The organism is Bacteroides zhangwenhongii, assembly GCF_009193325.2.
Taxonomy (GTDB): domain Bacteria; phylum Bacteroidota; class Bacteroidia; order Bacteroidales; family Bacteroidaceae; genus Bacteroides; species Bacteroides zhangwenhongii.
On the sequence record NZ_CP059856.1, the window covers coordinates 4,313,329 to 4,331,220 of the forward strand.

The following is a 17,892-nucleotide window of genomic DNA, read 5'->3' on the forward strand; positions in this document are numbered from 1 at the left end:
ATATGACAACGATTGATATAATAATCCTTATAGTAGTGGGTGCAGGGGCGATTGTAGGCTTTATAAAGGGCTTTATCCGTCAGTTGGCCTCTATCTTGGGATTGATAGTCGGTTTGCTGGCGGCAAAGGCTTTGTATGCTTCTTTGGCGGAGAAGCTCTGTCCGGCAGTGACAGATTCGATGACCGTTGCGCAGGTATTGGCTTTCATAATGATATGGATTGCCATTCCGTTGATTTTTGTGCTGATTGCCTCCTTGTTGACAAAAGCGATGAAAGCCATTTCGCTGAACTGGTTGAACCGTTGGCTGGGAAGCGGGTTGGGAGCGCTTAAATTTTTGTTATTGACAAGTGTGGTGATTGGAGCGATAGAGTTTGTGGATGGCGATAATAAGTTAATTAGTGCAACAAAAAAGGAAGAATCCTTGTTATATTATCCGATGGAGACGTTTGCGGGAATTTTTTTCCCTGCTGCAAAGAATATGACTCAACAATATATATTAGAGAATAAAGATGCAACAAGAAGAACCCAATAAATATGTAAAGGAACTGACGCAGGAGAAGTATAAATATGGCTTCACCACGGAAGTGCATACCGATATCATTGAGCGTGGACTCAATGAGGATGTGATTCGTTTGATTTCATCGAAAAAGAACGAACCTGAATGGTTGCTGGAGTTCCGGCTGAAAGCGTACCGCCATTGGCTGACGCTGGAAATGCCTACATGGGCACATCTCCGTATTCCGGAGATTGATTATCAGGCTATTTCATACTATGCTGACCCGACGAAGAAGAAAGAAGGACCGAAAAGTATGGAAGAAGTAGATCCTGAACTTATAAAGACGTTTAATAAACTGGGAATTCCTTTGGAAGAACAGATGGCTCTTAGCGGGATGGCGGTGGATGCGGTAATGGATTCCGTATCCGTAAAGACGACATTCAAGGAAACACTGATGGAAAAGGGAATTATTTTCTGCTCGTTCAGTGAGGCAGTGCGCGAACATCCGGATTTGGTAAAGAAATATATGGGGTCGGTAGTGGGTTACCGTGACAATTTCTTTGCCGCATTGAATTCGGCAGTGTTCTCGGACGGCTCATTCGTCTATATACCGAAGGGAGTACGTTGTCCGATGGAACTTTCCACCTATTTCCGTATCAATGCCCGCAACACGGGACAGTTTGAACGCACATTGATAGTAGCGGATGATGATTCGTATGTTTCCTATCTGGAAGGATGTACGGCTCCGATGCGGGATGAGAACCAGTTGCACGCCGCTATTGTAGAAATTGTTGTACACGACCGTGCGGAGGTGAAATACAGTACCGTTCAGAACTGGTATCCGGGAGATTCCGAAGGTAAGGGCGGTGTATATAACTTTGTGACGAAGCGTGGTAACTGCAAAGGGGTGGACAGCAAACTCTCTTGGACGCAGGTGGAGACCGGTTCGGCAATTACCTGGAAATATCCTTCCTGTATTCTGACTGGTGATAATTCGACGGCCGAGTTTTATTCCGTAGCTGTGACAAACAATTTTCAGCAGGCGGACACCGGTACGAAGATGATTCATTTAGGGAAGAATACCCGTAGTACGATTGTAAGTAAAGGTATCTCTGCCGGACATAGCGAGAACTCCTATCGCGGGTTGGTGCGTGTGGCGGAAAAAGCGGATAATGCCCGTAACTACAGTCAGTGTGACTCGCTGTTGCTGGGGGATAAATGCGGTGCGCATACGTTCCCGTATATGGACATTCACAATGAGACGGCGGTAGTGGAGCATGAAGCTACGACGAGCAAGATCAGTGAAGATCAGATTTTCTATTGCAATCAGCGTGGTATCCCGACAGAAGACGCTATCGGGCTGATTGTGAACGGATATGCAAAAGAAGTATTGAATAAGCTTCCGATGGAATTTGCGGTAGAAGCACAGAAGTTGCTTACTATTTCGTTGGAAGGAAGCGTAGGATAAATGAATTTTAATCAAGATTATGTTAGAGATAAAAGACCTGCATGCCAGCATTAATGGCAAAGAGATATTGAAAGGCATTAACCTGACGGTAAAGCCGGGCGAAGTACACGCGATTATGGGACCGAACGGTTCCGGTAAAAGTACGCTTTCCTCCGTATTGGTGGGTAATCCTGCTTTTGAGGTAACGAAAGGTTCGGTTACTTTTTATGGAAAGAATCTGTTGGAACTGAGTCCGGAAGACCGTAGCCATGAGGGTATTTTCCTTAGTTTCCAGTATCCGGTAGAGATTCCGGGTGTGAGCATGGTAAACTTTATGCGTGCTGCTGTGAATGAACAACGCAAATATAAAGGTCTGCCTGCACTGACCGCCAGTGAATTCTTGAAACTGATGCGCGAGAAACGTGCGGTTGTTGAACTGGACAATAAGCTCGCTAACCGTTCGGTGAACGAAGGTTTCTCCGGTGGAGAGAAGAAACGGAACGAGATTTTCCAGATGGCAATGCTGGAACCGCGTTTGAGTATTCTCGATGAAACGGATTCCGGTTTGGATATCGATGCGCTCCGTATTGTGGCCGAAGGGGTAAATAAACTGAAGACTCCCGAAACCAGTACGATTGTCATTACCCACTACCAACGTCTGCTCGATTATATCAAACCGGATATTGTGCATGTGCTTTACAAAGGTCGTATCGTGAAAACTGCCGGACCGGAACTTGCTCTGGAATTGGAGGATAAAGGTTATGACTGGATTAAGAAAGAAGTAGGAGAATGACGATGAATGCTGAACAACAATACATAGATCTCTTCTCACAAACGGAAGCCATGATCTGCAAACATAGCGCTGAGGTGTTAAATGCCCCTCGTGCTGCTGCTTTTGCCGATTTTGAGCGAATCGGATTTCCGACCCGTAAGATGGAGAAGTACAAATATACGGATGTAAGCAAGTATTTTGAACCGGATTTCGGTCTGAATCTGAACCGTCTTGCTATTCCGGTCAATCCGTATGAGGTGTTTAAGTGCGATGTTCCGAACATGAGCACAGCTCTTTATTTTGTGGTCAATGACGCATTCTATAATAAGGCACTCCCTAAAACCCATTTACCGGAGGGCGTTATTTTCGGCAGTCTGAAAGAGGTGGCCGAACAGTATCCCGAGTTGGTGAAGAAGTATTATGGTAAGTTGGCGGATACCTCCAAAGATGGTGTGACAGCTTTTAATACGACTTTTGCACAGGATGGTGTTATCTTCTATGTACCGAAGAATGTGGTTGTGGAAAAACCTATTCAGTTGGTGAACATCCTGCGTGCGGATGTCAACTTTATGGTCAACCGCCGTGTGCTGATTATTCTGGAAGACGGTGCACAGGCACGTTTATTGCTTTGCGACCATGCAATGGATAACGTGAATTTTCTGGCAACGCAGGTGATTGAGATTTTTGCCGGAGAGAATGTGGTATTCGATATGTATGAGTTGGAAGAGACACATACCAGCACGGTGCGTTTCAGCAACCTGTATGTGAAGCAGGAAGCAAACAGCAATGTACTTCTGAATGGCATGACGTTGCATAACGGTACAACCCGTAATACAACCGAAGTGTTGTTGGCAGGTGAGGGAGCTGAAATAAATCTTTGCGGCATGGCTATCGCTGATAAGAACCAGCATGTGGATAACAACACGAGTATTGACCATGCAGTGCCCAACTGTACGAGTAATGAGCTGTTTAAATACGTGCTCGATGATCAATCGGTAGGTGCTTTTGCCGGATTGGTACTGGTGCGTCCTGATGCGCAGCATACAAGTTCCCAGCAAACCAACCGTAATCTTTGCGCCACCCGTGATGCGCGGATGTATACACAACCCCAGTTGGAGATTTATGCGGACGACGTGAAGTGTTCGCACGGAGCGACAGTGGGGCAGCTTGATGAAAATGCATTGTTCTATATGCGTGCACGTGGAATTGCGGAGAAAGAAGCGCGGTTGCTGTTGATGTTTGCATTTGTCAATGAAGTGATTGATACGATTCGTCTGGATGCGTTGAAGGACCGCCTTCATCTGTTGGTGGAAAAACGCTTTCGTGGTGAGTTGAACAGATGTCAGGGATGTGCAATCTGTAAATGAACATAAAAATGGATATTCAAAAGATACGTGAGGATTTTCCGATCTTGAGCCGTACGGTTTATGGTAAGCCTTTGGTTTATTTCGACAACGGTGCGACGACGCAGAAGCCTCGTCTGGTGGTCGATTCGTTGGTAGATGAATATTACTCCGTGAATGCAAATGTGCATCGCGGCGTACATTATCTCTCTCAACAGGCTACGGAACTGCATGAAGCTTCCCGTGAGACGGTACGTCAGTTTATTAATGCCCGTACTACTAACGAAGTGATTTTCACTCGGGGAACAACGGAAAGCATTAATCTGCTTGTCTCCAGTTTCGGTGATGAATTTATGGAAGAAGGAGATGAGGTTATCCTTTCGGTGATGGAACATCACAGCAATATCGTTCCCTGGCAGTTGTTGGCAGCCCGCAAAGGTATTGCCATCAAAGTAATCCCGATGAACGATAAAGGTGAGCTATTGTTGGATGAATATGAGAAACTCTTCTCCGAACGTACTAAAATTGTCAGTGTAGTTCAGGTTTCCAATGTCTTGGGCACTGTGAATCCGGTCAAGGAGATGATTGCGACAGCACATACCCATGGTGTGCCTTTTCTGGTAGATGCTGCCCAGTCCATTCCTCACATGAAGGTGGACGTGCAGGATTTGGAAGCCGATTTTCTAGTGTTCTCTGCCCATAAGATATACGGACCGACAGGAGTCGGCGTGCTGTATGGAAAAGAAGAGTGGTTGGACCGTCTGCCGCCTTATCAAGGAGGAGGAGAGATGATTCAATATGTCTCTTTCGAGAAAACGACGTTCAATGAACTTCCTTTCAAATTTGAAGCCGGCACACCGGATTATATCGGTACGACCGGATTGGCGAAAGCCCTTGATTATGTGAACGGTATCGGCATGGAACGGATTGCGGATCACGAACATGAACTGACTACTTACGCTTTGCAACGATTGAAGGAAATTCCCGATATGCGTATATTCGGTGAAGCTTCCGACAGGGGAGCTGTAATTTCTTTCCTGGTAGGTAATATTCATCACTTTGACTTAGGGACATTATTAGACCGTTTGGGTATCGCTGTCCGCACAGGACATCATTGTGCACAACCTTTGATGCAGCGACTTGGTATTGAAGGTACCGTCAGAGCTTCGTTTGCTATGTACAATACGAAAGCTGAAGTAGATGCATTGGTGGCAGGAATCGAACGTGTCAGCCATATGTTTTAGTCCATAAAAACAAAGTAGTCTCATATATTAAATCGCTGTTCCTTGAAGGAATGGCGTTTTTTTTATTCTTTAACTAAAAAAAGTTCCCTCCGAGTGCAGTTATTTGGAGTTTGATGCGTCTAATATATAAAACGAATATTTGGAGGGTCGTGAGACTATGCTTATATTATAAATTCTCTCTCTTTAACATTAATGGCAGCTATATCGTAAAATACATGCGGTATAGCTGCAACTTTTTCATGGATACTGCTATTCATCCCTTTTTGATTTTCTTTCTTTTTTACTTGCTTTTTTCGATTGATTTCCATATTTTTAGCGATTGTAAACCCTTTAATAATTTTGGATCTATGGATGACATTCTTTTCTGGCTGGTTCCGGTCGCTTCCGTGTTGGCCCTCTGTTTTGCTTATTACTTTCATAAGCAAATGATGAAAGAGAGTGAGGGTACACCTCAAATGATAAAGATAGCTGCTGCTGTGCGCAAGGGAGCTATGTCTTATTTGAAACAACAGTACAAAATAGTAGGTTGCGTATTTTTGGGATTGGTGATTTTGTTTTCGATTATGGCATACGGTTTCCACGTACAAAACGCATGGGTTCCCATTGCTTTCCTGACAGGTGGTTTCTTCTCCGGTCTTTCCGGTTTTCTTGGAATGAAAACGGCTACTTACGCTTCGGCACGTACCGCTAATGCAGCTCGCAATTCACTGAATGCGGGGTTAAGAATCGCTTTCCGGAGTGGTGCGGTGATGGGACTCGTGGTTGTCGGTCTCGGTTTACTTGATATTTCCTTTTGGTATCTGTTGCTGAATGCGGTGATTCCTGCTGATGCACTGACACCTACTCATAAACTCTGTGTGATTACCACTACCATGCTTACTTTTGGGATGGGAGCTTCGACGCAAGCGCTTTTTGCCCGTGTAGGCGGAGGTATCTATACGAAGGCTGCCGATGTCGGGGCTGACCTGGTAGGTAAGGTAGAAGCCGGAATCCCGGAGGATGATCCTCGTAATCCGGCTACTATTGCCGATAATGTCGGTGACAATGTCGGTGACGTGGCAGGTATGGGAGCTGATTTATACGAATCCTATTGCGGCTCTATTCTGGCAACGGCTGCGCTGGGTGCTGCCGCCTTTATCCATTCGGCGGATACGGCAATGCAGTTTAAGGCAGTGATTGCGCCGATGCTGATTGCGGCTGTCGGAATCATTCTTTCTATTATAGGTATATTCGCTGTCCGTACTAAGGAGAATGCGACGATGAAAGATTTGCTTGGCTCATTGGCGTTTGGGACAAATCTTAGTTCGGTACTTATTGTTGTTGCCACTTTCTTGATACTATGGCTTTTGCAGTTGGATAATTGGATTTTGATTTCCTGTGCCGTAGTAGTCGGCTTGCTGGTCGGTATTGTCATCGGACGCTCTACGGAATATTACACCTCCCAATCCTATCGTCCTACACAAAAGTTGAGCGAGAGCGGTAAGACGGGACCGGCAACTGTCATTATTTCCGGTATAGGGTTGGGTATGCTTTCTACGGCAATTCCTGTAATTGCTGTGGTGGTTGGTATCATTGCTTCCTATCTGCTGGCTTCCGGTGGTGATTTCACTAATGTCGGAATGGGATTGTACGGAATCGGCATTGCGGCTGTCGGCATGCTTTCTACGTTGGGCATTACGCTGGCGACCGATGCTTACGGTCCGATTGCGGATAATGCAGGTGGTAATGCCGAGATGTCCGGGCTGGGTGCTGAAGTCCGTAAGCGTACTGATGCGCTCGACTCGTTGGGAAATACGACTGCGGCTACCGGTAAAGGTTTTGCGATAGGTTCGGCGGCACTGACCGGCTTGGCTTTGCTGGCTTCTTATATTGAAGAAATACGAATCGGCTTGACACGTCTTGGAAGCGTGGAGCTTACTTTCCCGGATGGTGGAACTGTCAGTGTGGCAAATGCCACATTTGTAGATTTCATGAATTATTATGAAGTAAACCTGATGAACCCGAAAGTTCTTTCAGGTATGTTCCTTGGCTCGATGATGGCTTTCCTGTTCTGTGGACTGACAATGAATGCTGTTGGGCGTGCGGCGGGACACATGGTAGATGAGGTACGTCGGCAGTTCCGTGAGATTAAAGGTATTCTGACAGGAGAGGCGGAGCCGGATTACGAACGTTGTGTTGCCATCTCTACGAAAGGCGCTCAACGGGAAATGGTTGTTCCCTCCTTGATTGCCATTATCGCTCCTATCTTTACCGGGCTCATCTTTGGCGTTCCCGGTGTGCTTGGGTTGTTGATTGGCGGTTTAAGTAGTGGTTTTGTATTGGCTATTTTTATGGCTAATGCCGGAGGAGCATGGGATAACGCAAAGAAATATGTGGAAGAAGGTAACTTCGGTGGAAAGGGAAGTGAGGTTCACAAGGCGACGGTAGTGGGTGACACGGTGGGTGACCCCTTTAAGGATACGTCCGGTCCGAGCTTGAATATTTTGATAAAGCTTATGAGTATGGTAGCTATTGTGATGGCAGGGCTTACTGTTGCTTGGAGTTTATTCTAAAAAGTGAGAAATAAGGAAGAAAAAGGAGGCGAAATACGGTCTCCTTTTTTATTTCGTTTAATTTTGCAGCTAAATAAAAACGATAAAGATGTTATTACCTTATTTAAATGAGAATCTGATTGAAGCAGGATGCGATGAGGCCGGTCGTGGCTGCCTGGCGGGAGCGGTATATGCTGCTGCGGTTATTCTTCCGGGAGATTTTAAGAATGAGTTGTTGAATGATTCCAAACAACTGACGGAAAAACAGCGTTATGCATTGCGTGAGGTCATACAACGGGAAGCGGTGGCTTGGGCGGTTGGTGTTGTCTCACCGGAAGAAATTGATGAGATAAATATTTTGCGCGCTTCTTTTCTGGCCATGCATCGTGCCGTTGATCAATTGGCTGTTCGTCCCCAACATTTGCTAATCGATGGAAACCGTTTTAATAAATATCCCGGCATTCCTCATACAACGATTGTGAAAGGGGATGGAAAGTATCTTTCAATAGCGGCCGCATCTATATTGGCAAAGACATACAGAGATGATTATATGAATCGTCTTCATGAGGAGTTCCCCTATTATGATTGGGATCACAATAAAGGCTACCCGACTAAAAAGCACCGTGCGGCTATTGCCGAACGGGGAACAACTCCTTACCATCGAATGACCTTCAATTTGTTGGGAGATGGACAACTGACTTTAGGTTTTTAAATCAGTTTGGGCTTCTTCTATTCTTATCCGTTCTACATTTTTTTGCAGAATAGACACGTTTTTGTTATGTATAACCGCAAAAATGTTCTGTTTAGGCTGAAAAACTGTTGGTTAATGCTTTTTTTTGTTACTGAAATACTATATATTTGCAAACAATAACAAGAATTAAAAAGTATAAAATCATGGCAACGAACAAGCTACTTTCTTTTATGAAGTTCATTGGGATGACCTTCATTATGACAATTATTACTCTTCCTGCGAATGCGCAGTTCTTACGTACTTCTTATTTTATGGAAGGAGTGCATTATCGTCAACAATTAAATCCTGCTTTATCACCGGGACGTGGTTATATTAATATTCCTGTGATTGGTGCTTTTAATGCTTCAGTCTCTTCTAAATCATTAGGTTATCAGGATATTATGGATATTGTGGATAGTAGTTCTGATAGTGACTTCTTCACAAGTGATAAGTTTATGAATAGATTGAAGAGTGACAATCAACTTAATCTTAATTTAAGCACAGATATATTGTCTGCCGGTTGGTATAAAGGAAAAAATTTCTGGTCGTTTAATGTAGGTGTACGTATGGATATGGGAGCTTCTATTCCAAAATCAATGTTCACTTTTATGCGTGAGATGAATGGTATTGATTTTGAATCTCTTGATTGGTCAGACTTTAGTCGTAATGTAGGAAAGGAGAGTCTGGAGATTAACGCCTATACAGAAATCGGTTTAGGGTATGCCCGTCAGGTTAATGACCGTTTGACGGTAGGTGGTAAGGTTAAAGCATTGCTTGGTATTGGTAATTTGAAATTGGACGTAAAGAGCATTGGTGTAGATGCACAGTTGCAAGGAATACCTTTAGATAGTGACGGCAAGCCTAATATTGGTGCTATCGTTGATAATCCGGAATTGGCAAATCAAATTCATGGCTCAGCTAATATTGATGTGGAAGCTTCTTTGGAAAGTTCTTTTAAAGGGCTGAATCTACAGAAAGGCGAGGAAGGATATATTGATGACTTTGATTTTGAAGCAGGTGATATGGGAATTGCCGGTTACGGTGCTGCTATCGATTTAGGAGCTTCCTATAAATTACTTGATAATTTGACAGTATCGGCGGCAATATTGGATTTAGGATTCATTTCTTGGTCAAAAGGGAGTACTAGCATTGCAAGAGCTAATACAGATGGACTTAGTTTTGACAGTAATGTTCCGGGTGATATGGAAAAGTTTGCAAATATTGTGAGTAGTGGTGAAGTCTTGAATTATGATATGTTGCATATGGAGATGGACGAAACAGGTGCAAAATCTCGTAAGACATGGTTGAACTCTACGCTAGTATTTGGTGCAGAATACGCATTGTTGAATAATTGGTTGGTTGTAGGTGCTCTTTCCACTACACGTTTTACAAAACCTAAAACAATGTCTGAATTGACTTTCTCTGCTAATATTCGTCCGAAGAACTACTTCAATGTAGCGGTTAGTTATTCAATGATTCAGAGTGCAGGTAAGTCATTAGGATTGGCTTTGAAATTAGGACCTCTCTTTGTAGGTACTGACTATATGTTCTTTGGAAATAATACAAAATGCTGTAATGCATTCTTGGGAGTTTCTATTCCATTGAATAAAAGAAAAGCCTGCTGTAAACAAGGATAAAAAATAATTTCTCTCTCTAAACATTCTCTTTTAATTAATTTCTCTAGAAGAAAAAACGTATAATATGCAGCTTGTCGCTTATAATCTGTTCAAAGTGATATAAGGCGACAGCTGCTTTTATTCTTTTTTAATGTTTTTGTGATCTGTATTATAAATTAATGATGGATGGCTAAGAAGCAAGAGTTTCGTCTTAGTTGGCTAATATAATAAAAACCAGGAACTCATGGAGGAACAAATTATGAAAAGACTTATGAAATGGTTATTGCCGTGCATTTGCTTGGTTACATTAGCTACCGGTTGTAGCGATAGTGATGGAGAGGGAACTCCGGAACGTCAGGGAAAACCTATCACGGAGCTAACTCCGGATGAAAACAAAAAAGAACTCGAGAACATTGGAATGAATCTCTTATCGAAAATTAATCCGGATGATCATGCTGTACTGTTGAAGACAATTGCTCGGTTTGATGAAATTATACCATCTCCTGAAATATATAGCGTCTTGAAAAGCGTTGGTAAGGTCTGTGCAGATACGGATTTAAGTGAAATGGTCTCTTTGGCTTCTACCAGATTTGCTGTAGTTGATATGAGTTATGGAACATGGGAATATAATGAATCTACTAGTCAGTGGGATAATAAGGAGACCGGACAGAAGGGAGAAGTAATTTATAAGTTTAAAGTTGATGGCACTGCCGCCACTATACATGCTACTTATTCAGATAAAACGATTCGTTTTGAAGGTCGGACTGTACCGGTAGGGGTAAGTATGAAGGTAACTTTAGGAACGGATACATTGGCAGAATTGAATTCCAGTATTAACATGAATGAAGCTGAAACTCAGATTAGTGTTAATAGTTCTTTGTCTGCTAGCGGATATCTTTTTGGAGTTGTTGCCGATATAAATAATAATAACAGTGAATCAATGGCCGTTGTTACTTTCTCTAAGGATGGAGAAGTATTAGTCTCATTAGACGCCAATGGAATCTTTGATTCGAATTTGCGATTCGACCCTCCATTGAAGAGTGCGGCAGGCGAGTTACGGATCATGGATGATCTGCGGGTAAATCTGTCTTGTTCGGACTTACAGAAGATTATAGAAGAAGATAGAAAGAATGATCCGACGTATGAAGCATATCATAAGCGTATGGCAGATGTCTATAATCAATATATTCACGGAGAATTGCGTTATGCCGAGAGTGAATACGTAGTAGCAAATATTGCTTTCCAAGCGTATGCTGAGGATGATAATGGGGATGGAATTATTAATGATAATGACGATTGGAATATAGAACCGCTTATTGTATTCTCTCAAGACGGTTCTAAATATAGTTTCGACGATTACTTCAGCGAGGTGAAATTCCAGTCTTTGCTTGAACAGTGTGAGGCTTTGGTCAACAAATACGTTAAGTTGTTGAAGTAAGAAAATGATGATATAAGTTTTAAAAAGACAGTGCATCAAGAAGAAAGGGCATTACCTCTCTTTTGATGCGCTGTCTTTTTTTGTAAGTTCCTCCGCAATATTGACAGTATAGTTGCTTACTCCGTATCCGCACCAGACCCCCAACCCTCCTTTCACATTACTTCTCAGATTACTGCTATTGGGAAAAATGGGATTCTTCTTGTTCGTTACTTCATTCTCGTAATCACTCCAAAAAAGGAAACCCTCTTCGGACATTTGAGCAAACTTAATCATTACGGTTTCATCCCTTTTGTAGAAAGGAGTATGCTTTTCTGTAGTAATGAAATGTACACCTCTATATATGGAAATCGAAGCTTCCGACATATCTTCCGAAATAATATTATCATTGAATGTCCCTAAAAAAGGAGCGAAGAAACGTGTGTCATCGGGGAGGGTACGTGTGAAAACCTTATAATAATTATGGGCTGTTTTGTCATCTTGGAAATATCCTCTGATTTGGAACAGGGTATCGCTGTCTTCGCACTTATCCACTTCAATGCGATCTAAGTTGACCGGTTGAGGAATATAAGTTTCCGCTGTAACGGTTCTGCCGGAATATTCTACGGTCAGTGTATATGTTTTCCCTACTTCACCTCTTATCTCGGAACCGGTATAGATGAAAGGAGGAATATAATTCTTGTTTATTCTTCCGGTCAGGATTTCCGTCTTTGTTCCATCGCTCACGCTGACTTTTGCCCATCGGATGGCAAGATCGTTCAAGTCATTTTCACCAATGGAATTATTTAATGATTTAGTTTGAGTGAGGCAAACTAAGGGGAACTGTCCGTTCTCAATCCACCCCTCCACTACAATTTGCGGTTCAAACAATTCGGAATCGAAATCCCATTTCGGATTACAGCCAATTAATAACAGGCAAAACATACTTATGATATAGTATTGAATCTTCATGGCCTAGAATTTAAACATATAACTAATTGAAGGAATCAACCGGTAAAGTCCCGGACCTCTTTTTTCGAGCTCGGCAGTTTTATTCTCTTTATCCGTATGAATGCTATACCCTAAGGAGATAGGATTCTTGCGCGCATAAGCGTTATAAAGTGAAAAGTTCAAACCGCTTTCACGAGTAGCGCCTCTGTTAAACCAATAGTTGACTGAAAGATCAAGGCGATGGTATGCCGGCATTCTCGCACCATTGTGCGGACCATATTCACTGATTGCATTTTCTCCGATCATATATACGGATATGGGAACTGTAAGCGCGCTTCCTGTAGCGTATACAAAAACTGCGGAACAGTCCCATTTCGTATTAATCCGGTAATTGGTGACAATCGATAAGTCATGACGCCTGTCATGCTTGGCCGGAAAGAATCTTCCGTTATTAATCGCCGGGAACTTGCGTCTTGACCAACCGAGAGTATAGCTAATCCATCCAGTGAGCCGTCCTTTATTCTTTTTTATCATCCATTCTCCTCCATACGTATAGCCGTCTCCGGAGAGCAACCGGTCTTCAATGATATATTGCTGATTAATCATGTCGAACAATCCCCCCTTAAATTCCAACTGGTTGGTTAGCCGTTTGTAATACCCTTCGACAGATATTTCATAACTGTCATTGAATATGGATTGAAAATATCCGGCAGAAAAAGAGTGTGCTAGTTGCGGTAAGATATTTTGGGAGGCAGGAACCCAGAAATCTATCGGAAAACTTAGTGTGGATACGGCAACTTGATTCATGTATTGGCGTTGCAGCGCATAAGATAGGATCACCTTTTGATTAGTATGTAGTTCATACTCCAAAGAAAAACGAGGTTCCAGTCCTCCATAGTATTTGGATAACTGCCCGTTGGGAGAAACATGAAAAAGACTGCTGTATCTTAAACCGATATGCGCAGTCATATTAGCGAAAAGCGCAGCATCGCAGTTCAGGTATGCTCCTGTCTCGTGTGTTTTATATTTTTCTACTGTGGAAGTGAGACTCGTTCCATATAAATTGTCAACCTCCGGATATTGGGGATGTGTCTGATGATACGTGTAGTCTGCGCCTATCGTCCAATGGCTTTTCAGGCAATAGAATGAATAATTCCCTTTGTAGCCCATGTCTTTAATGTCGGACGGTAGTCTGATGACGGCTCCGCTTTGGTCTATATTTATTTTATTTTCATATTCAGAGAAGAAAAGAGTCTGTTCCAGTCTTCTGTTTTTCCTTAAATTCAGTTGCCATTGAATAGAGGACGCTAAGTTACTCCATTGAATACCTGCATCCACTTGGTAGTCATTTTGCTTGATGGTAAGTTTGTCATTTCCGAAATATCCGTTAATGATAATCTTGCTTTTCTCGGAAGGGGCATAGATATAAGTCAGGTTATAGTCCTGAAAGCCGTAGCGTAGCTTACTTCCGTCTTCTGCTGAATTGAAAAGACCAAGTATCGGATTCAGGTAAGTACCTCGTGCGGATAAGTAAAGCGAACTCTTTCTGCTGACGGGAATAGACAGGGTACCTTGTGAAGAAATCAGCCCGATATTCCCCTCTGCGCCTATTCGCCGTGTGAGGGAGTCTCTGGTTCCGATGGAGAGTGTGCTGCCCAGCCGTCCTCCGTATTGGGGGCTGATATATGATTTCAGAAGCGTAGCCCGGTTGAGATGGCTGCCGTTGAAGATGGAAAAGAATCCCATCAAGTGCATAGGGTTGTATATCGGCGCATCATTAAGGAGGAGAAGATTGTGGCTGGGCTCTGCTCCGCGAATGTATAGTCCGGAGTTGCCCTCACCGGTTGTTTGTACTCCGGGCATTAGCCGCATTGTCCGGATAATGTCGGCAGTACCCAGAAACTGCGGTAAGTTCTTGAGTGCGTCGGCTTGCAGAACCAACCGGCCGGACATGGTGCCGGTTATCGCTTTGCGTGTTCGTCCGGCGGTGACTTCAACTTCCTCCAGTTTCCATATCGAGTCGGCTAGATTCTTTGCCGTATGCTGGCGGCAGGTATCTTGGCTGATTTGTGCATTTATATGAATACAACTGTACAAAAGGAGAATAATAAGATAGAATGGTTTCACTATGTTTCGTTTAACGTACATTGGTCACAAATGTACAACTATTCTTTGATATATTTAATAAATAATCATATCTTTACTGCCACTAAACTAGCTTATGTTAAATTTAAAAAAGAAAAGCGTATGAAGAAGATTCTTTTGGTTTTAGCGGTAGTATCATCTGCGATGATGGCGGATGCGCAGGAATGTACATGGGGTATTAAGGGAGGTATTGATATGACTTTCTATAAGTTGGGTGTCGAGGATGTAAGTCTTAAAATCAATCCGGGTAACAAAACCGGTTTCTATTTGGGAGTAGTGAACAACTTTAAGTTTGCCGAACAATGGGGAATACAAACCGAACTTCTTTATAACTATGCCGGAGCCAAGATTGGTATGGGTGAAGATTTCATCAATGCGATGAACGCTTCTCAAGACCCGGCTGCGGAGCCGGTGAATACGGGTGATATGAAGATTTCGTACAATACGCATACACTCCGTCTGCCCATTTTGGCGAAGTTTCAGCCGGTAGGTGGACTAAGCGTATTAGCCGGACCGTATTTTGCCTTCCGTATGGGTGGTAAATTGAAACCGAATGACAATGTAGAGACGCTTATTAAAGGTGCGATGGAAGAGAATAATTTGCCGGGAGCGATTAAGTATGATGATATTAAGGATGTATGTTCCGATTTGATGGGTGATAACCTGAAGAAGTTTGATGTTGGTGCGACATTGGGTATTGAGTACGCATTTAAGAACGGCTTATTCATTGATGCGCGCTATAATATAAGTTTTATCAACAAACTAAAGAAAGACCTGGATTACTCCGCCTTTACGGATTATGTGAACGGTTTCGAAGGAATGGAGGGGACTATCAGCGGGGAAACTTCGGTTAAAATGAAAGATGCGCTGGGCGTTCAGCCTAAAATCAGATATTCATCCGTTCAATTCGGTATCGGATTCAGATTTTAGTTGTACATTATATATAATGAGGAAAGTGGAAGGAGTGTGCCTAATTCTAATTGGTACACTCTTTTTTGCAATAACATTCCATAGTCTTAATTATTATATGGGTAATTGACGTATTTTATTGTTTAGTTGCAATAAATAGTCGTAGTGCTGCTTTATTGTTGATTAATATGCTTATATTTGTATTAATAGAACTTAAAAAAGCAAAGGAGTGGTGCTGGGAGCGTTTTCTGTTATGTTGCATTTATGTCTGGAAAGAAGAAGTGAGTAGTCAGTATGAATTGAGTTTTGGCTGCTTTATGTATTTGCACAGGCAGCAGGGTGGCATAATTTCTTGAAGATAAATGATTGGAGGCCGGTAGTATGGAAATCTGAAACAAAAGAATTCGAAAAGCTGCGATGTAATGCCTTGATATTAGAAGTAAAAAGTCCCGATTCGTAGAAGTGTCTCGGGGGGATACACTAAATTAAAATAGAATGCTTATGAAAAGAAAACTTTTGATTGTCAGTTGGTTGGGCTTTCTGACGGGAATGTGTCTTTCATTCTTCTCGTGTACGAAGGACTTGAAAGATGATATACAGGATTTGCAGAAAACCGTATTAACCGGTATTGTAATGCTGGATACCGATACGATGGAAATTCTGAAGGGTGAGGAGTTTAAGATCCGTTTTCGGGTGAATCCGTCCGGCTTTCAGGTATCTAAAGGAAACTTTGCATTGGATGTGTTGAAAAGTGACGTGTACATCCGTCAGAAAGAGGATGAGGGGAAAGCGGAGACACGTGCTTCCTATATTAATCCTTTGTATTATGAATGTCTGTCGGTGGAACCCGATAAGAATGCTTCGGGCGAAGTCTTGGACGGACAATGGGTGGCTCATATGAAGGCGTCGGTTGACGTGGATATGGTATCTTTTGATCATGTAGCGCCGGTGATTAGTTATCGGGATGTTAATGGGAAGCAACAATTGATTACCGCTACATCAGCTTGCGTGTTGAATATCCGGCCTACGGTAGAAGAGTGTCTGCACATCTATTGTCCGCAAGCGCAGACGTTAGATTTCTTGGGAGCTGAAGAAACTTCTACTCTGCCTTATGTTGTTTTGATCGACCATTATTATTATCAAAACAAGGATGGAAAATATTGGAGCTATGACTATAACCAATTTACAGATGCGAAAGTTGTCTTTGAAAATGGAGAAGGAGCATTGTTCGTTCTTGTTAAAAATAGGCTTAATAGGGGAGGAGTGTTCTTGGAACCTAATATGCTTGATACTAAGTGGGCGGATTTTAAGAATTCAGATAGAGAATACATTGACTTTAATTTCACTTTACAGTTGTTTGGCAAGAATGAAGAATTAATTATCGAGAAACCATTATCAATGCGTTATTATAGGATAAGTAGTTATACGGCGGAAGCAAAGGAAGTGTCTCTCACTGAAGTGGATAATATGCCGGATGGATCATATTATACTATATCTATCGAGGATGAGCGCAAAATGTTGGGAATAGATGAAGATAAGGTAGGAAAGTTAGCGCGTAGAGGTGTAAGCTATCAGAAGAGAAATCTTTTTCAGGATCCGGATACTAAAGTCTGGTCATTTAATGCCAGTTTTTTTGCCGGTGATCTTGGGGAAACTGTAGAGAGTTTTTTATCCTGCTCTATCTATACTACTTTGTTAGGAGACCAGGATGCTGGTGAATTGAACTTTTATTATGTTATGACTACAAAAGTCACAGTTCCGTTCCTGTCAGTAGAATAATAATATCAGTAGATACTGTATTTTGTGTGAGGTGTTGTGTTTAAAACGAGTTTTAATACAACACCTCGCGTTTATTAAGTCTTCATAGGTTTTTATTCTCAAGAATCTCGATACGCTTGCATAGCATTTTAATTAGCTGCGTATTAGCGTTCACGAGTTCTCGTAGGCTCTCATTTGATTCTACTTTAATAGTACTGCTGTCTCGGGCAATGCCAACAAAACCGCAGTCTTTAGGCTGATTGAAATAAGTATTTCCATCAATCTTACTGAATAATTCTACGGCTGACATATTGAGGACTTCTGCAATCTTATTTAATCTGGTCAATGTTAGATCCGTTTCTCCATATTCAATCTTGCAATAGGCACTTGTAGATAAATTCAGTTTTTCTCCCATTTGTTCTTGCGTTAAGCATTTTTCTAAACGGAGCATTTGTAGACGTTGGCCTACAATTTTTTTTAAGTCGGCTTCTGTTGTCATATGAAGTAGGGTTATGATTGATTATTATGGCAAATG

Annotated in this window: 15 protein-coding genes; 11 read left to right on the plus strand and 4 right to left on the minus strand. The window is 42.4% G+C overall.

Features of this window, described 5'->3' with window-relative positions:
- Positions 1-2 precede the first annotated feature (2 nt).
- From GD630_RS17070 to GD630_RS17090, 5 genes are read left to right on the plus strand one after another with little or no spacing between them, the layout of a single operon-like run.
- Positions 3-533, plus strand: a complete 531-nt coding sequence (locus GD630_RS17070; protein ID WP_143865170.1) for a CvpA family protein — start codon at positions 3-5, stop codon at positions 531-533.
- Positions 511-1,965, plus strand: a complete 1,455-nt coding sequence (gene sufB, locus GD630_RS17075; RefSeq protein WP_007763231.1) for a Fe-S cluster assembly protein SufB — start codon at positions 511-513, stop codon at positions 1,963-1,965. The genes GD630_RS17070 and sufB overlap by 23 nt, the downstream gene beginning before the upstream one ends.
- Before the next feature lie 19 nt (positions 1,966-1,984).
- Positions 1,985-2,737, plus strand: a complete 753-nt coding sequence (gene sufC / locus GD630_RS17080; protein WP_007756466.1) for a Fe-S cluster assembly ATPase SufC — start codon at positions 1,985-1,987, stop codon at positions 2,735-2,737.
- Between the two features lie 2 nt (positions 2,738-2,739).
- Complete coding sequence (sufD, locus tag GD630_RS17085) at positions 2,740-4,083, plus strand: Fe-S cluster assembly protein SufD (protein ID WP_143865201.1); 1,344 nt, start codon at positions 2,740-2,742, stop codon at positions 4,081-4,083.
- Between the two features lie 8 nt (positions 4,084-4,091).
- On the plus strand, positions 4,092-5,303 hold the full coding sequence (locus GD630_RS17090; protein WP_143865169.1) for a cysteine desulfurase: 1,212 nt from the start codon (positions 4,092-4,094) through the stop codon (positions 5,301-5,303).
- A 161-nt stretch (positions 5,304-5,464) separates the two neighbouring features.
- On the opposite strand, the gene GD630_RS21410 is transcribed toward GD630_RS17090, so the two are convergent.
- Complete coding sequence (locus tag GD630_RS21410) at positions 5,465-5,611, minus strand: hypothetical protein (protein WP_229092410.1); 147 nt, start codon at positions 5,609-5,611, stop codon at positions 5,465-5,467.
- Positions 5,612-5,650: 39 nt separating this feature from the next.
- Here GD630_RS21410 and GD630_RS17100 point away from each other — a divergent pair, with 39 nt between their 5' ends.
- The 4 genes from GD630_RS17100 (at position 5,651) to GD630_RS17115 (ending at position 11,618) form a co-directional block, all read left to right on the plus strand.
- Positions 5,651-7,855 (plus strand): sodium-translocating pyrophosphatase, encoded by a 2,205-nt coding sequence (locus GD630_RS17100; RefSeq protein ID WP_007763251.1) that lies wholly within the window; start codon positions 5,651-5,653, stop codon positions 7,853-7,855.
- Between the two features lie 88 nt (positions 7,856-7,943).
- Complete coding sequence (locus tag GD630_RS17105) at positions 7,944-8,546, plus strand: ribonuclease HII (RefSeq protein ID WP_007763257.1); 603 nt, start codon at positions 7,944-7,946, stop codon at positions 8,544-8,546.
- A gap of 182 nt (positions 8,547-8,728) precedes the next feature.
- A complete protein-coding gene (locus tag GD630_RS17110) occupies positions 8,729-10,201 on the plus strand; it encodes a DUF5723 family protein (protein ID WP_143865167.1) in 1,473 nt (490 codons plus the stop codon).
- A 223-nt stretch (positions 10,202-10,424) separates the two neighbouring features.
- On the plus strand, positions 10,425-11,618 hold the full coding sequence (locus tag GD630_RS17115) for a hypothetical protein (protein ID WP_143865166.1): 1,194 nt from the start codon (positions 10,425-10,427) through the stop codon (positions 11,616-11,618).
- A 51-nt stretch (positions 11,619-11,669) separates the two neighbouring features.
- On the opposite strand, the gene GD630_RS17120 is transcribed toward GD630_RS17115, so the two are convergent.
- Positions 11,670-12,566 (minus strand): DUF4249 domain-containing protein, encoded by an 897-nt coding sequence (locus GD630_RS17120; RefSeq protein WP_143865165.1) that lies wholly within the window; start codon positions 12,564-12,566, stop codon positions 11,670-11,672.
- 3 nt (positions 12,567-12,569) lie between these two features.
- A complete protein-coding gene (locus GD630_RS17125) occupies positions 12,570-14,672 on the minus strand; it encodes a TonB-dependent receptor plug domain-containing protein (RefSeq protein WP_182505648.1) in 2,103 nt (700 codons plus the stop codon).
- 120 nt (positions 14,673-14,792) lie between these two features.
- On the opposite strand from GD630_RS17125, the gene GD630_RS17130 reads away from it, so the two are divergent.
- Positions 14,793-15,620 carry a porin family protein gene (locus GD630_RS17130; RefSeq protein ID WP_182505649.1) on the plus strand — a complete coding sequence of 276 codons (828 nt, stop codon included), beginning with the start codon at positions 14,793-14,795 and terminating at the stop codon, positions 15,618-15,620.
- 480 nt (positions 15,621-16,100) lie between these two features.
- Positions 16,101-17,378: a hypothetical protein gene (locus GD630_RS17135; RefSeq protein ID WP_143865162.1), complete on the plus strand. Its 1,278-nt coding sequence runs from the start codon at positions 16,101-16,103 to the stop codon at positions 17,376-17,378.
- An 82-nt stretch (positions 17,379-17,460) separates the two neighbouring features.
- On the opposite strand, the gene GD630_RS17140 is transcribed toward GD630_RS17135, so the two are convergent.
- A complete protein-coding gene (locus GD630_RS17140) occupies positions 17,461-17,856 on the minus strand; it encodes a helix-turn-helix domain-containing protein (protein WP_143865161.1) in 396 nt (131 codons plus the stop codon).
- Between the last annotated feature and the right edge of the window lie 36 nt (positions 17,857-17,892).